Annotated in this window: 12 protein-coding genes; 6 read left to right on the forward strand and 6 right to left on the reverse strand. The window is 69.9% G+C overall.

What is annotated here, in order from left to right; genetic code table 11:
• Window positions 1–97 precede the first annotated feature (97 nt).
• Window positions 98–1540: an IS1182 family transposase gene (locus tag AB2L57_RS08385; RefSeq protein ID WP_081766114.1), complete on the forward strand. Its 1443-nt coding sequence runs from the start codon at window positions 98–100 to the stop codon at window positions 1538–1540.
• Between the two features lie 177 nt (window positions 1541–1717).
• Here the strand turns inward: AB2L57_RS08385 and pknB are convergent, their stop codons facing one another.
• Together pknB and AB2L57_RS08395 are read right to left on the reverse strand one after the other, a co-directional pair.
• On the reverse strand, window positions 1718–3661 hold the full coding sequence (gene pknB / locus AB2L57_RS08390; protein WP_409048565.1) for a Stk1 family PASTA domain-containing Ser/Thr kinase: 1944 nt from the start codon (window positions 3659–3661) through the stop codon (window positions 1718–1720).
• A gap of 103 nt (window positions 3662–3764) precedes the next feature.
• Window positions 3765–4961 (reverse strand): LysM peptidoglycan-binding domain-containing protein, encoded by a 1197-nt coding sequence (locus AB2L57_RS08395; RefSeq protein ID WP_292811636.1) that lies wholly within the window; start codon window positions 4959–4961, stop codon window positions 3765–3767.
• Window positions 4962–5114: 153 nt separating this feature from the next.
• On the opposite strand from AB2L57_RS08395, the gene AB2L57_RS08400 reads away from it, so the two are divergent.
• Window positions 5115–5465: an Rv2175c family DNA-binding protein gene (locus tag AB2L57_RS08400; RefSeq protein WP_292811638.1), complete on the forward strand. Its 351-nt coding sequence runs from the start codon at window positions 5115–5117 to the stop codon at window positions 5463–5465.
• 19 nt (window positions 5466–5484) lie between these two features.
• On the opposite strand, the gene AB2L57_RS08405 is transcribed toward AB2L57_RS08400, so the two are convergent.
• From AB2L57_RS08405 to AB2L57_RS08415, 3 genes are all read right to left on the reverse strand, one after another.
• Entirely contained in the window at window positions 5485–6579 is a 1095-nt protein-coding gene (locus AB2L57_RS08405; protein WP_292811641.1) for a polyprenyl synthetase family protein, read from the reverse strand.
• Window positions 6580–6651: 72 nt separating this feature from the next.
• The gene (locus tag AB2L57_RS08410; RefSeq protein ID WP_409048566.1) at window positions 6652–7353 is read right to left on the reverse strand and encodes a hypothetical protein; all 702 of its coding nucleotides are present in this window, start codon (window positions 7351–7353) and stop codon (window positions 6652–6654) included.
• The gene (locus AB2L57_RS08415; RefSeq protein WP_409048567.1) at window positions 7338–7862 is read right to left on the reverse strand and encodes a hypothetical protein; all 525 of its coding nucleotides are present in this window, start codon (window positions 7860–7862) and stop codon (window positions 7338–7340) included. The genes AB2L57_RS08410 and AB2L57_RS08415 overlap by 16 nt, the downstream gene beginning before the upstream one ends.
• A 147-nt stretch (window positions 7863–8009) precedes the next feature.
• Here AB2L57_RS08415 and AB2L57_RS08420 point away from each other — a divergent pair, with 147 nt between their 5' ends.
• Window positions 8010–8390, forward strand: a complete 381-nt coding sequence (locus tag AB2L57_RS08420) for a DUF3040 domain-containing protein (RefSeq protein WP_292811643.1) — start codon at window positions 8010–8012, stop codon at window positions 8388–8390.
• 477 nt (window positions 8391–8867) lie between these two features.
• Here AB2L57_RS08420 and AB2L57_RS08425 read toward each other — a convergent pair whose 3' ends face one another.
• Window positions 8868–10079 (reverse strand): integrase, encoded by a 1212-nt coding sequence (locus tag AB2L57_RS08425; protein ID WP_409046856.1) that lies wholly within the window; start codon window positions 10077–10079, stop codon window positions 8868–8870.
• Window positions 10080–10234: 155 nt separating this feature from the next.
• On the opposite strand from AB2L57_RS08425, the gene mraZ reads away from it, so the two are divergent.
• The 3 genes from mraZ (at window position 10235) to AB2L57_RS08440 (ending at window position 12327) form a co-directional block, all read left to right on the forward strand.
• Window positions 10235–10666 (forward strand): division/cell wall cluster transcriptional repressor MraZ, encoded by a 432-nt coding sequence (gene mraZ / locus AB2L57_RS08430; protein ID WP_292811645.1) that lies wholly within the window; start codon window positions 10235–10237, stop codon window positions 10664–10666.
• 114 nt (window positions 10667–10780) lie between these two features.
• Window positions 10781–11731: a 16S rRNA (cytosine(1402)-N(4))-methyltransferase RsmH gene (gene rsmH / locus AB2L57_RS08435; protein ID WP_292811647.1), complete on the forward strand. Its 951-nt coding sequence runs from the start codon at window positions 10781–10783 to the stop codon at window positions 11729–11731.
• A complete protein-coding gene (locus AB2L57_RS08440; RefSeq protein ID WP_292811649.1) occupies window positions 11728–12327 on the forward strand; it encodes a hypothetical protein in 600 nt (199 codons plus the stop codon). The genes rsmH and AB2L57_RS08440 overlap by 4 nt, the downstream gene beginning before the upstream one ends.

Genomic DNA, 12327 nt, shown 5'->3' on the forward strand with positions numbered 1-12327 from the left:
GGTCAGATCCTTCCGTTAACGCGCCGGGGTGAATCCGGTGGATAGCGCGGGGTGCTGGGAGAATCGATTCATGACGGTGACTGCCAGCCTGGAGGGTCTGTTCGAGGTCGAGCCGGGTGAGGCGCGGGCGCCGGGATCGGCTGCACCGGCGGGTGCGGGCAAGACGTTCCGTGGGTATGACCAGGGGCAGTGTTTCCTGCTCCCGCCGAGTCTGGATGACTGGCTGGACGAGGATGATGAGGCCCGGTTCATCTCCGAGGTCGTCGAAGAGCTCTTGGATCTGACGCCGGTCTACGCGTCGTACGCGTCCGCCTCGGGTGCGCCTCCGTATGACCCGCGGATGATGTTGAAGCTGCTGCTGTTCGCGTACGCGACGGGCGTGACCTCGTCTCGTGAGTTGGAGCGGCGCTGCAAGCGCGATATCGCCTTCCGGTGGCTGTCGGGCAACCAGGCGCCCGACTACCGGTCGCTGGCCCGGTTTCGTCGGCGTCACCTGGATGCCCTGCCGGGGTTGTTCCTGCAGGTGCTGCGGGTCTGCGCGGAGGCGGGGCTGGTGCGGTTGGGGCGGGTCGCGCTGGATGGCACGAAGCTGGCTGCGAACGCGTCGCGGCATAAGGCGATGAGCTATGACCGGATCGTGCCGAAGATCGATCAGCTCCAAGCCGAGGTCGCTGCGCTGCTCGCCGAGGCGGAGGCGGTCGATGAGGCCGAGGATCAGCAGTTCGGCCAGGACCGGCGCGGGGACGAGGTCGCCCCGGAGCTGGCCCGCCGTGAGGGGCGCCTGGCAAAACTACGTGCCGCGAAGGACGCGATCGAGGCCGACGCCGCCGAGAAGGCGGCAGCCGTGGCGCGGAAGAAGGCCGACGCCGCCGGTCAGCCCCCTGAGCAGGCCGACGCGGCCGTCGCGACTGCGGTGGACACGGCGGCGCCGAAGCCGAAAGCGCAACGCAATTTCACCGATCCTGAGGCGCGGATGATGAAGACGGTCCGCGGCTTCGATTACGCGTTCAACGCGCAGGCCGTTGTCGATGAGGGCCACCAGATCGTGTTGAGCGCCGAGGTCACCCAGCAGGCCACCGATATCCAGCAGTTCGTCCCGATGGCCGAGCAGACCCTACGGAACCTCGACGCGGCAGGAATCGAGCGTTCCCCAGAGGTCGTCCTCGCTGACGCGGGCTACTGCTCGGAAGCCAACCTCGAAGCCGCCGACGATCTGGACGCACAGGTGTTGATCGCGACGGGACGGCAACGTCACGGCGAGAGCTTCCCTACCGCCGGCGCCCCGGACCCGGCCCCAGAGGACGCGAGCCGGCGGGAGCGGATGGCGCACGCGCTGCGCACCGAGCAGGGCCGCACCGACTACGCGCGCCGCAAAGCCATCGTTGAACCCGCGTTCGGGCAGATGAAGACCCGGCAAAACGCCGGACAGCTCCGGCTACGCGGACTCGCCGGCGCCCAAGGCGAATGGCTACTCCACACGATCTGCCACAACCTCCGCAAGCTCCGCGTCGCTACAGCCGCCGGGCTGGCGCCCGCATAGGCCTCCCCAGGGGTCCCTGGGCGTCACAGCACGCACCGACAGTCGCCACGAGCCCCTCGCCGTGCGATCCCGCACGCTCTCACACCGCAACGGCCCGCCCGTTCCCGTTCGCGACCGTCAGCGCGCGATGCCAGAGTCAACGCCGCGCGCCACGCCACCCGATTCTGACCCGCGCACCTAGAGGCCGAAGTCGGTGATCTCGACTACGGTGCCGGGGATATGATCCTCGCCGGGTTCGGGTGCTGTTCCGCGCACGCGATATATGTCCCAGAGCCCGATCGTGTCTGGGATCGCGACGTTTCCGCGGAACCCCGCGTCATCGAGTTCGATGAGGGCCTCTCTGATGGTCAGGCCTGACACGTCCGGGACAGGAATCGGCTGCGGACCGAGCGAGACCACGAGCGTGACGACGTCACCCGGGCGCCAGTTGCGGCCCTCGGGCTGACCGCGGATGCCGATGACATCACCCTCGGCGAAGTCGTCGGAGTACTCTTCGGCGAGCGTGTCGGAGACCTGCAGCTGCACACCCTGCAGGGTGGAGGTCGCGTTGCCGATGCTCATCCCGGTGACATCGGGGACGCCGCCGAGCGAGACCGTCAGCACGACCGTGTCGCCCTCGAGCACCGTGCCGCCGCCCGAGATGTCGACGGCGTCACCCCCCGCCGCGGGCTGGAGCAGCGCGAAGAGCACCGTGCCGGCACCCGCGTCGGCGAACTCGGTGGCGGACTCGCCGACGGCCACGTCGATGGAGGACAGAAGCTGGCGCGCGGCGTCTTCGGAGAGCCCCGCGAGCGGGTCGAGCTGGTGCGGCTGCGGACCGAGCGAGAGCACCACGGCGACCTCGGCGTCCTTGTCGACGCGAGCGCCGGCGACGGGGTCGGTGCGGATCGCCAGGCCCGCGGCGACATCGCGGCTGTGCTCTCCGGCGCCCTGGGTGGCGACGAGGGTCTGCTCGGCCAGTGCCGCCTGCGCCTGTTCGAAGGTCATGCCGGACACATCGGGCACGCCGACCAGCGACCCCGGTCCCGACCCGAACCACCAGCCCGCGCCGCCCGCGAGAGCGGCCAGCAGCACGACGATGATCGCAAGCCATGCGCCGCGCGCGCGGCGACGCGACACGCGCCGGCGCAGGCGGGTGGCGTTGTCGGTGTCGACGTTCGTGACCACGCCCGCCGTCGGCACGGGCCCCGCGGGCATGACCTTGGTCAGATCGCCGGAGTCGACGGCATCCATCGGGATGACGCCCGTCGTCGCGCGCGCGGGCGCGGGCGTCACGCCGATCTCACGCTCGATCTCGCGCAGGCGCTCGAGCATCTGCGCGGCGTCGAGGGGGCGGTCATCCGGTACCTTCTCGGTCGCCCACAGCACGAGCTCGTCGAGCTGCTCCGGAACCTGCGGGTTCTTGACGCTCGGACGCGGCACCGTGTCGGTCGCGTGCCGGTAGGCGATCTGCATGGGCTGCTCGCCCTTGTACGGCTGGTCGCCCACGAGCATCTCGTACAGCATGATGCCGAGGGCGTAGATGTCGCTGCGGGCGTCGGCCTGGCCGCGGGTGACCAGCTCGGGCGCGAGGTAGGCGATCGTGCCCAGGAGCATCTGTCCGGTCGCGGTGTTGGCGGTCGTCGCTCGCGCGAGCCCGAAGTCGCCGATCTTGATGCGGCCGTCCTCGGCCAGCAGGATGTTCTCGGGTTTGACGTCGCGGTGCACGATGCCGGCGCGGTGCGCGGCGGCGAGGCCCGAGAGCGTCGCGTCCATGATGCTGATCGTCTGCGCCACGGAGAGGCGCTTCTGCTCGCGCAGCAGCTCGCGCAGCGTGATGCCCGGCAGGTACTCCATGACCAGGTACGCGATGCCGTCGTCCTGACCCTGGTCGAAGACGTTGACCACGTGCGGGTCCGCGAGCCGCGCGGCCGCTCGGGCCTCCTGGATGAACCGGCTCTGGAACACCGCGTCATCGCTGAGGTGCCCGTGCATGACCTTGAGGGCGACCCGCCGCTCCAGCCGCAGGTCGGTGGCGACATAGACGGTCGCCATGCCGCCCCGCGCGATGCGTGCGCGCACCCGGTATCGACCGTCGACGAGCCGCCCGATCAGGGGGTCGGCTTGCTGGCTGGTCGTCACGTGAGAAGTCTACGGATGCCGCTCCCCGGCACCGGCAGCGGCTCACCCTCCGCGGATCACGGTTTGATCGCACATCGGCGCGGCGGCGTGCCGCAGCAAGGGATCAGCCGTACGTCGCGATCCACTCGTAGGCGGCGGCCTCCCACTGCCCGTACCGCTCCGGGAACGCGGAGCGCTGCACCGCCTGCGCGGCGTCGGAGAATCCCATCGACTCCCAGCCGGAGACATCGAGCAGCCCGCGGGTGGTGCTGCCGTTGGGGTCGGCCGGCCCGCCGTAGAAGACGCGGATCGACCGGTCGGCGTCCCGCACCTGCTCGGGTGTGCCCCAGCCCATGCTCGGGCGCTGCTGGTACAGCCCGAGCGAGTCGCGGTCGCCCCAGTCCAGGTTGCGGATCCAGGACTCGACCATCGCCGTCGCGAGCGCGATGGCGATGCCGCGGTCCGAGACGCCGAGCTCGCGCCCGATCGAGATGATCAGCGCGGCGCCGGCGGCCTGCTCGGCATCGAGCGCGCTCGAGACAGCCGCAGTCGCGGGCGCCGGTGCCGGGGTCGGCGCAGCCGCCGGTTCTGCGGCGCCGGGGATCGAGACCTGCTGCCCGGGGTAGATGATCGAGCCGCCGCCGAGGCCGTTGGCATCGAACAGCGCCTGCAGCGATACCCCGTGCGCGGCCGCGATGCCCGAGAGCGTGTCGCCGCTGACGATCGTGTGGGTCGCGGCGGCGGGCGCGGGGGCCGCGACGGGCGCGGGCGCCGGGGCGGGAGCGGGGGCGACGGATGCTGCCGCCACCGCACCGGGGATCGACACGACCTGCCCGGGGTAGATCACGGTGCCCCAGCCCATGCCGTTGGCATCGAACAGTGCCTGCAGCGAGACGCCGAAGCGCGCCGCGATTGTGGAGAGCGTGTCGCCGCCGGCGACGGTGTGCGAGAGCGCGACCGGAACGGGCGCCGGGGCCGGCTCGGGTGCCGCTGCGGGGGCGGGTGACTGCGGGGTCAGGGTGATTACGTCGCCCGGGCGGATGAGGGATGACCAGGTGAGGCCGTTCCAGGCCAGCACGTCGGCGGTGCGCAGGCCGAAGCGGGACGCGATCGTCGACACCGTGTCGCCGGGCGACACGGTGTAGTCGGTCGGCGGAACGCTCAACGGCACGGATCGCCACGCGGAGCGCAGGGAGCGATCGCTGGGCTCGGCCGCGTCGGCGGGCGCCGCCACGAGGGTTGCGGCGAGTGTGCCGACGAGAGCGGCCGGCACAGCGACCTGAGCGCGCGCGGAGCGCAGAGCGTGGGGGAGCAGTCGCACGGATCTTCCCCTTCCTGTGAGACTTCTGACACGCTGTCACGGCTGATAACGAAAGTCAACAAAAGTGGTATGTGCGGCCTGTGGTGCAGATGAGGTCTATGTGATTCCCCGACGGCCGTGAGCCGACCGCGCCGGGCGTGCCATAGTGGCAGGGTGACCGAAGAGCAGTCCTGGATCTCCGCCACAGAATGGCTCACCATCCCCGCCGTCGCCGAGGCGATCGGCGAGACCCCCAGTCGTGTGCGTCGTCTTCTCGACGACCACCACCTCATCGCCCTCCGCCGGGACGGTGTGATCAGCATCCCCTCGGTGTTCCTTCTCGAGGGGCGCCCGCTCGCCTCGCTGCGCGGCACGATCATCGTGCTGATGGATGCGGGGTTCACCCCCGAGGAGGTCGTCGAGTGGCTGCTCAGCCCCGAGGACACGATCGGCACGCCGCCCATCGAGGCGCTGCGCGCCGGGCGCAAGAGCGAGGTCCGCAGGATCTCCCAGACCCTCGCCTGAGGTCCGCCTGCGGGGCTCGTCAGGACTGGCGCCGCACCGCCGCGTCGGCGAGGTCGCGCAGGGCGCCGACGGCGGCGTTCCCGAGTGGAGCTCCGGCGAGGGCGCGGTCGGCCTCCCGCGCGTAGGTCGAGATGTGCCGCTCGACCTCGTCGAGGGCTCCGCTGTCGCGGATCGCCCCCTGCAGCATCCCGATCTGCGCATCGTCGAGCGCCGGATCGCCGAGCAGCTCGTCGAGCGTGCGGCGGGCGGGAGCGGGCAGTGCCTGCCGAGCGAGTGCGATGAGGGCCGTGCGCTTGCCCTCGCGCAGATCGTCCCCCGCCGGCTTTCCCGTCACCTGTGCGTCGCCGAAGACCCCGAGCACGTCATCGCGCAGCTGGAAGGCCATGCCCAGGGGGTGACCGAAGTCGCGCAGCGCGGCATCCTGCGTCGCATCCGCCCCGGCGAGCGCGGCGCCGATCAGCAGGGGCTGCTGCACGGAGTACCGGGCCGACTTGTAGGAGGCGACCATGAGCGCGCGGTCGAGCTGTTCGTCGTCCGAGACCGTTCGGGCGGAGACCTCGGCGGCGATGTCGAGGTACTGACCCAGCGTCACGTCGCGCCGCATCTGGGCGTAGCGTGCCCTGGCGGTGCGAGCGTGATGAGGGTCGATGTCGGCGACGCCGTCTTCGAAGAGGTCGTCGCTCCACGCCACGAGCAGGTCTCCGAGCAGGATCGCCGCCGATCGCCCGTACGCCGCGGGCTCGCCCGCCCATCCCGCAGCGATGTGCTGGGCCTCGAGGGCGCGGTGGGCGGCGGGTCGTCCGCGGCGGGTGTCGGAATTGTCGATGATGTCGTCGTGCACGAGCGCCGCCGCATGGAAGATCTCCAGGGCGGATGCTGCCGCGACGATATCGGCCGGAAGGTCGGTACGCGCGCCGGCCGCATCCGCCACGCAGCGCCACCCCCAGTAGCAGAAGGAGGCGCGCAGGCGCTTGCCTCCCTGCAGGGCGGAGGCTGCGGCATCCAGCAGGGGGCGTCCCGCCGCGCCGATGTCGGACGCCTCCTCGACGCGGTCGAGCACGAAGCTCTCCAGTCGCTGTGAAACCGCCGCGATCGCGTCTGGGGAACCGTGCACAGGCCCGTCTTGCCTCACGTCAAGATGTCCGGGAGTGAGTGATGCTTGCCTCACGTGAAATGTCCGCGTAGCTCAGGCGGCGGGGCGGGTGCCCTGGGTGCGGGCGGCGGCGAGTTCGATGAGTTGTTGCTGGATCTGGTTGATCCGTCGGGTGATCCGTGCCGGGTTCAGCTTCGCATGCTCGCGCTCCAGTCGGGCGCGGGTCTTCTCGTCGAGCACACCGGCGTCGAGCAACCGCTGGTAGGGGGTACGTGGCTTGTCGTAGACGCGCTTCTTCCGGCCGGCTGCGGTGTGGGTCCAGTCGATCGCTTTCACGCAGGGCAGCAGATGGTTCTTGCGGGCCATCACGAAATCCCAGAGCTCGTTGAGCAGGGTCATCTCCGCCTCGGTCTCGTAGCGGTAGCGGAACGCGTGTTTGCGGACCCAGTCGCCGTTGCGTTGCTCGACGTGCGCGTTGTCGTTGTGCTTGTAGGGACGCCCCCGGGTGACGGGGATCTCCTTCTTGTCCGCCCAGGCGATCACGCCCCAGTTCATGAACTCGGATCCGTTGTCGAAGTCGAGCCCGGCGACCGGGACGGGCGCGTTCTTCACCATCCATTCCAGGGCGCCGTGCACGTGCACGTAGGCGTTGTTGCGGATCGTGCGCAGCATCGTCCACCCCGCGACCGGGTCGGTGCCGGTCAGGGTGCGCAGGAACTCGCCTTTGAGGGAGTGGCCGCAGTGCGCGACGGTGTCCAGCTCCAGGAACCCCGGGACGGTCAGCGGGGCGTCCATGCTGGTGCGCGTCGGGATCGAAGAGCGCAGGATGTGGGACGGCTTCGTGCCCGAGACCGCGACCGGGAGGCGGCGTCCTTGTGCGGTTTCAGGTACCGGTCGATCGTCGCGGCGCTCATCGATCGCAACTCGTCCAGCACCTCCGGTGTGACCCGCTGCTCGACCTTGCCGAGCTCACGGAAGCGGACGAGGCGTTCGAGGGTGTCGTCCATGATCGCCGCGAAGTACTTTCCCGACGGCTGCCCGGACAGCCGCCAGACTTCTTGCAGCACCACGAGCGCATCGTAGGAGTACTTCCGCTCACGCGGCTTACGCTGCTGATCGCGCGCGGCACCTTTGCGTGCGTTCGCGGCACGGATCGCGCGGCGCGCGTGATCACGCGTCCAGCCTGTCGCGTGCACAAGCTCGTCCAGCAGCCGGCCCTTCTCTTCCTTGCCTGCTTTCGCATACTCGCGGGCGAACTTCTTCGTGATCTCACGGCGCGCCGCCATCGACAACTCCCTGCTCATCACCCCAGGGAACTACGCGGACATTCCTACGTGAGGCACGCGCAGCCCTTCCCGGACCTTTTAGCTGAGTCTCGTCGAGGCCTAGCCTAGTTACCAGCGCCACAGCTAGACTTGGGACGCATTCTTCAGACACCCCCGGGGGGACCGATGCCACTCTCCGAACAGGAGCAGCGCCTTCTCGATGAGATGGAGCGCCATCTTCTGCGCAACGACGCCGATGTCGTCAGCTCAGACCGCGAAGGCCGCTCGATCAACTATCGCAACGTCACGATCGGCGCGATCCTCGTGCTCGCGGGGATCGGCGGTCTTGTCGCCGGTGTCGCCACGCAGCTCATCGTCGTCGGAATCGTCGGCTTCGCCGCGATGCTGGGCGGCGTGATCCTGGCCGCGACGCCGACCAAGGCTGATCCCTCGCGGATGACCGGTGCGTCGCGAGTGAACCCGCCGCGTCGGGCCAGTGCCGCGTCGTCGTCGAGCTTCATGGATCGAATGAACGACCGGTGGGACCGCCGGCAGGACGGCCACTAGCCGCCGCCCTCCACTTCCCTCCGCTTTCAGGGGTCGACCTTCGGGTCGGCCCCTTTTTTCTGCCCGTTTGCGGGGCGGGCCCCCGCCCCGCCCCCCCCGCCGGCCCGTCCGCCCCGCCGCCCCGCGCCCGCCGCCGGCCCGCCCCGCGCCCGCCCGCCTCGCCGCGCCGAGCCCACATTTTTGCAGCGAGCCACCACGCGTCGGATGTTGGCTCGCTGCAGAAATGTGGGTTCGCCGTGCGAGGGGACGTGTGGGACCGGCGCGGGCGGCGGCCGGGCCGGCCCCGCGCCGGGCGGGGCCGCGGCACCGGGCCCGTGCGTCGCCTACCGCTCCACATCCCTCCACCGCGCGAAAGCCCGGAATATCGGGGGAGAAGCACGCGAGCGCACCGAATCCGAGCGCGCCGATCACGTCTTGCCTCACGTCAAGATGTCCGGGAGTGAGTGATGCTTGCCTCACGTGAAATGTCCGCGTAGCTCAGGCGGCGGGGCGGGTGCCCTGGGTGCGGGCGGCGGCGAGTTCGATGAGTTGTTGCTGGATCTGGTTGATCCGTCGGGTGATCCGTGCCGGGTTCAGCTTCGCATGCTCGCGCTCCAGTCGGGCGCGGGTCTTCTCGTCGAGCACACCGGCGTCGAGCAACCGCTGGTAGGGGGTACGTGGCTTGTCGTAGACGCGCTTCTTCCGGCCGGCTGCGGTGTGGGTCCAGTCGATCGCTTTCACGCAGGGCAGCAGATGGTTCTTGCGGGCCATCACGAAATCCCAGAGCTCGTTGAGCAGGGTCATCTCCGCCTCGGTCTCGTAGCGGTAGCGGAACGCGTGTTTGCGGACCCAGTCGCCGTTGCGTTGCTCGACGTGCGCGTTGTCGTTGTGCTTGTAGGGACGCCCCCGGGTGACGGGGATCTCCTTCTTGTCCGCCCAGGCGATCACGCCCCAGTTCATGAACTCGGATCCGTTGTCGAAGTCGAGCCCGGCGACCGGGACGGGCGCGTTCTTCACCATCCATTCCAGGGCGCCGTGCACGTGCACGTAGGCGTTGTTGCGGATCGTGCGCAGCATCGTCCACCCCGCGACCGGGTCGGTGCCGGTCAGGGTGCGCAGGAACTCGCCTTTGAGGGAGTGGCCGCAGTGCGCGACGGTGTCCAGCTCCAGGAACCCCGGGACGGTCAGCGGGGCGTCCATGCTGGTGCGCGTCGGGATCGAAGAGCGCAGGATGTGGGACGGCTTCGTGCCCGAGACCGCGACCGGGTAGGCGGCGTCCTTGTGCGGTTTCAGGTACCGGTCGATCGTCGCGGCGCTCATCGATCGCAACTCGTCCAGCACCTCCGGTGTGACCCGCTGCTCGACCTTGCCGAGCTCACGGAAGCGGACGAGGCGTTCGAGGGTGTCGTCCATGATCGCCGCGAAGTACTTTCCCGACGGCTGCCCGGACAGCCGCCAGACTTCTTGCAGCACCACGAGCGCATCGTAGGAGTACTTCCGCTCACGCGGCTTACGCTGCTGATCGCGCGCGGCACCTTTGCGTGCGTTCGCGGCACGGATCGCGCGGCGCGCGTGATCACGCGTCCAGCCTGTCGCGTGCACAAGCTCGTCCAGCAGCCGGCCCTTCTCTTCCTTGCCTGCTTTCGCATACTCGCGGGCGAACTTCTTCGTGATCTCACGGCGCGCCGCCATCGACAACTCCCTGCTCATCACCCCAGGGAACTACGCGGACATTCCTACGTGAGGCACGCGCAGCCCTTCCCGGACCTTTTAGCTGAGTCTCGTCGGATCATAGACCGGTGGAGTGAAGTGGAGTAAAGTGGGGCACACCTGAGGTCGGCCGGACGAAAGGGGGGTGATCGCGGATGCTCCTGGGCACCTACACCCCCAAGCTCGACGACAAGGGGCGCGTGATCCTGCCGGCCAAGTTCCGCGAAGACCTCGCCGGCGGCATCGTGGTCACGCGCGGTCAGGAGCGCTGCCTCTACGTGTTCAGCACCGCCGAGTTCCAGCGCGTGACCGAGCGCATCCGCGAGGCACCGCTGAGCAACAAGCAGGCGCGCGACTTCATGCGCATGTTCCTCTCCGGCGCGAGTGACGAGATGCCGGATTCGCAGAACCGCATCACCGTGCCGCAGTCGCTGCGCGCCTACGCGGGCCTCACCAAAGAGCTCGTCGTCACCGGCGTCGGCGCCCACGCCGAGATCTGGAACGCCGACGCCTGGAACGCGTACGCCGAGGCGAACGAAGACAGCTACTCCGAGATGGAGCAGGAGGTGATCCCGGGCCTGTTCTGATCCCTCGCCCCTGGCCCTGATTCCCAGCCGCCACGCCCTGACACACTTCCCCGGTGCCAGGTCGGTGCGGATGGGGATCAGGACCCGGGGACCGGACCAGGAAACTCCGAGACCATGGACGCCAGAGACCTGCACACCCCGGTCATGCTCGAACGCTGCGTCGAGCTGCTCGCCCCCGCGCTCGAACGCCCCGACGCGGTACTCGTCGATGCCACGCTCGGCATGGGCGGCCACTCCGAGGCCTTCCTCGAGCGTTTCGAGCATCTGCACCTGATCGGGCTCGACCGCGACACCGACGCCCTTCGCCTCGCAGGCGCACGCCTCGCCCGCTTCGGTGAGCGCGTCACGCTGGTGCACACCGTCTACGACGGCATCGCGGATGCTGTCGCCCAGGCCGCGCCCGGGGGCGTCGACGCCGTGCTGTTCGATCTCGGCGTCTCGTCCCTGCAGCTGGATGAGGCTGAGCGCGGCTTCGCCTACGCGAAGGATGCGCCGCTGGACATGCGCATGGACCAGACGCACGGCACGACCGCCGCGGATGTGATCGCGACGTATCCCGAGGGCGGGCTGCGCCGCATCTTCGAACGGTACGGCGAGGAGAAGCTCGCCGGGAGGTACGCGCGGTTCATCGTCGAAGCCCGCACCCGCGCGCCGATCGAGCGGTCCGGGCAGCTCGTGGAGATCCTCGTCGCTGCGACGCCGGCCGCGGCGCAGCGGGCGGGCCATCCCGCCAAGCGTGTGTTCCAGGCGCTGCGCATCGAGGTCAACGCCGAGCTCAGCGTGCTCGAGCGCGCGATTCCCGCCGCGCTCGATGCCCTGCGCGTGGGCGGGCGGATCGTCGTGATGTCCTACCAGTCGCTCGAGGACCGCATCGTCAAGCGGGTGCTCGCGGACGCCGTCGCCTCGACCGCACCCGCAGGGCTTCCGGTCGAGCTTCCCGAGCACGCCCCCCGCTTCCGTCTCCTCGTCAAGGGCGCCGAGCTCGCGACCGACGAAGAGCGGGCCCTGAACCCCCGAGCCACCCCTGTTCGGCTGCGCGCCGCCGAGAGAGTGAGGGCCGCATGAGCCTCGCGTCCATCGCCCCCTCCCGCCCGCTCGGCCGGCCGGCCGGCCGAGAGAGCGCACCCGAGCGTCGCCTCCGGGCTCTCGAGAGCTCCGCGCGTCGCCGTCGTCCGCGCATGCTCTATGCGATCATCGCCGTGGGTGGGGCGCTGGCCATCGCGGCGGCGCAGATGGGACTGTCGATCGCCATGACGCAGGGTGTGTACCAGGAGCAGGCGCTGGATCGCCAGGTGCGCGACCTGACCTGGGAGAAGCAGTCGCTCACCGAACAGCTCGCCGGGCTCAGCTCGCCGCAGTACCTCGCCGCCAACGCCTCGGCACTGGGGATGGTCGTCAACGAGGCGCCCTCCTATCTCCGCCTCTCGGACGGCGCGGTGCTCGGCGCCGGCATCGCCGCGAGCGGCAGCTCCTCCGTCGACGCCATCGGGCGCGGCAGCGTGCCCAACGCGCTCGTCACCGACGCGCCGCTGGTCACCGCTCCCGACGCGACCATCCAGGGTGTTCCGCCCGCACCCGTCGAAACCGACGACGCGGCCACGGCCCCGGCATCCGAACCCCCTGCGCTCTCCGACGGACTGCCTTCGCCGGTGACCCGCTGA

The organism is Microbacterium sp. HA-8, assembly GCF_046111165.1.
Lineage (GTDB): Bacteria > Actinomycetota > Actinomycetes > Actinomycetales > Microbacteriaceae > Microbacterium.

Coding starts and splice junctions, on each gene's coding strand:
- AB2L57_RS08410 (WP_409048566.1), bottom strand. CDS start 7,353: ATGGACGCCCCGCTGACCGTCCCGGGGTTCCTGGAGCTGGACACCGTC.
- AB2L57_RS08415 (WP_409048567.1), bottom strand. CDS start 7,862: ATGAGCAGGGAGTTGTCGATGGCGGCGCGCCGTGAGATCACGAAGAAG.
- AB2L57_RS08420 (WP_292811643.1), top strand. CDS start 8,010: ATGCCACTCTCCGAACAGGAGCAGCGCCTTCTCGATGAGATGGAGCGC.
- AB2L57_RS08425 (WP_409046856.1), bottom strand. CDS start 10,079: ATGAGCAGGGAGTTGTCGATGGCGGCGCGCCGTGAGATCACGAAGAAG.
- mraZ (WP_292811645.1), top strand. CDS start 10,235: ATGCTCCTGGGCACCTACACCCCCAAGCTCGACGACAAGGGGCGCGTG.
- rsmH (WP_292811647.1), top strand. CDS start 10,781: ATGGACGCCAGAGACCTGCACACCCCGGTCATGCTCGAACGCTGCGTC.
- AB2L57_RS08440 (WP_292811649.1), top strand. CDS start 11,728: ATGAGCCTCGCGTCCATCGCCCCCTCCCGCCCGCTCGGCCGGCCGGCC.